This is a genomic window from Glutamicibacter sp. BSL13, assembly GCF_052928425.1.
Window position 1 is genome coordinate 1 of record NZ_JAVGCZ010000193.1, and the last position, 1,984, is coordinate 1,984.

Consider the following 1,984-nt stretch of genomic DNA (forward strand, 5'->3'; position numbering starts at 1 on the left):
TTCGGGGTGATCGCGCTGCAGCCGGGCACCGGCCGGGCCCCGGCCGGGTGCGGGTCCCAGACCACCGGGTGGGTTGCGGCCTTGGCCTGCAGGGCGGCGCGGATGCGCGGGTTCTCCACCACCCGGCGCCCGTAGTCGGCCACCACCACGGCGTCCGCCCCGGCGATGGCCCCGAGCATGGTGCTGGTGGCCTGCGGCACCGGCGGCAGGGCGCAGCCCTCGTCAAAGCGCACCACGCCCTGGCCGTTGGCGCGCACCCGGCTCTTGACCGGGGTCGGTGCCCCCGAGGGCCCGCAGGCCAGTTCCAGGCCCGCCAGCGCCCCGCGCAGCCGGTGCGCGGCGGCGTCATCCCCGAGCACGGAGACCAGCACCACCTGGTGCCCGTCCCCGGCCAGCATTCTGGCCACCAGTCCGGCGCCGCCGGCCCGGTAGCTGTCATCCTGCACATCGACCACCGGCACCGGGGCGTCGGGGCTGAGCCGGGTGGCCTGCCCGGACAGGTCGCGGTCCAGCAGCAGGTCACCGACGACGGCGATACGCATCACTGCCACGCTCCCTTCGAAGCCTCACGCTCATGCGCGGCGATGGCCGCGTCGAAGACCCGGCAGATCGCGTGGATGGCCACCAGGTGGCATTCCTGCACGTTGGCCGAGGGGCCCTGGATTTCCACGCTCTCATCGCACAGGTCGGAGAGCCGGGTGGGGCCCTGGCCGACCAGCGCCCAGGTGGCCAGGCCCGCCTGGCGGGCGGCCTGGGCGGCCTGCAACAGGTTGGGGCTGCGTCCGCTGGTGCTCAGCAGCAGCAGCACGTCCCCTTCCCGGCCGTGGGCCCGCACCTGGCGGGCGAAGGACTGATCGTAGCCGTAGTCGTTGGAGATTGCCGAGAACGCGGAGGTCTCGGCGTGCAGCGAGATCGCCGAGTAGGCCCCGCGCTCCCCGTCGAAGCGGCCCACCAGTTCGGCGGTCAGGTGCTGGGCCTCGGCGGCCGAACCGCCGTTGCCGGCGACCAGCAGACGCTGCCCGGCCGCCAGCTTCTGGGCCAGCACGGTGCCCCAGCGGGCCAGGGTGTCAGCCGAGCCGCGCAGTGAGCTGACCGCCGGGGCCAGCGCGTCCAGGTGGCCGGTGACCAGCCGCGCCGCCTGCGGGGCGCGCACCGTGTCCAGGTTGATTGCCGCATTGACTGCCTGTTCCATTACTGTGCCCTTCCCATCATCCGTTCATCACGTGCCGCCGAGGGGCGGGAGACCAGCTGGCCGTACACCCGTTCGGTGTCGGCGGCGATGCGCTGCCAGCTGTAGCGGGTGACCGCCCGTTCCCGGCCGGCCGCGCCCATCCGGGCCGCGAACTGCTCGTCGTTCAGCAGCCGCTGCAGCGCCTGGGCCAGGGCGGCCTCATCCCGTGGCGGGATGTGCAGCCCGGTGACCGAATCCACCACGGTGTCCACCAGCCCGCCCACGGTGCTGGCGATCACCGGCACCCCGCAGGCCATCGCTTCCAGCGGCACAATGCCGAAGGGCTCGTACCAGGGGTCGCAGACCACGGCGTTGCAGCTGCGGATCAGCTGCGGCATCTGCTCGCGCGGCAACTGGCCGCGGAAGATCACCTGATCACCCACGCCCAGCTCGTTGGCCAGGTCCCGCAGCCGGGCGGCCTCCGGGTCGGATTCCAGGGATCCGGCGCCGCCGGCCCCGCCGATGATCACCAGTTCAATGTCGGTGATGCCCAGCTTGGCCAGTTCGGCCAGGGAGGCGATGACGGTGGCCACGCCCTTGCGCGGCACCAGCCGGCCAATGCTGGCGATCCGGTAGCGCCGGCCGCGGGCCTCGGCCGGGCCCTGGGCGGTGAACAAGTCGGTGTCCACCCCGCACGGCACGATCGAGATGCGCTGGCCCTCGGCGCCCATGGCACGCAGCTCGAACACCTCATCGGAGCAGGTGGCCACGATGCAGTCCACATCCTGGGCCACGGCCGGCTCCATCCAGGAG

3 protein-coding genes are annotated in these 1,984 nt (G+C 73.0%); all 3 read right to left on the minus strand.

Annotated elements, in window-relative coordinates:
- Positions 1 to 542: bifunctional heptose 7-phosphate kinase/heptose 1-phosphate adenyltransferase (locus RCJ92_RS15730; RefSeq protein WP_446755099.1), on the minus strand; the 542-nt coding region annotated here is incomplete at its 3' end.
- On the minus strand, positions 542 to 1,192 hold the full coding sequence (locus tag RCJ92_RS15735; RefSeq protein WP_343832525.1) for a D-sedoheptulose-7-phosphate isomerase: 651 nt from the start codon (positions 1,190 to 1,192) through the stop codon (positions 542 to 544). The genes RCJ92_RS15735 and RCJ92_RS15730, both read right to left, overlap by 1 nt.
- Positions 1,192 to 1,984 (minus strand): glycosyltransferase (locus RCJ92_RS15740; protein WP_446755100.1); only part of this gene is annotated, 793 nt, incomplete at its 5' end. The genes RCJ92_RS15735 and RCJ92_RS15740, both read right to left, overlap by 1 nt.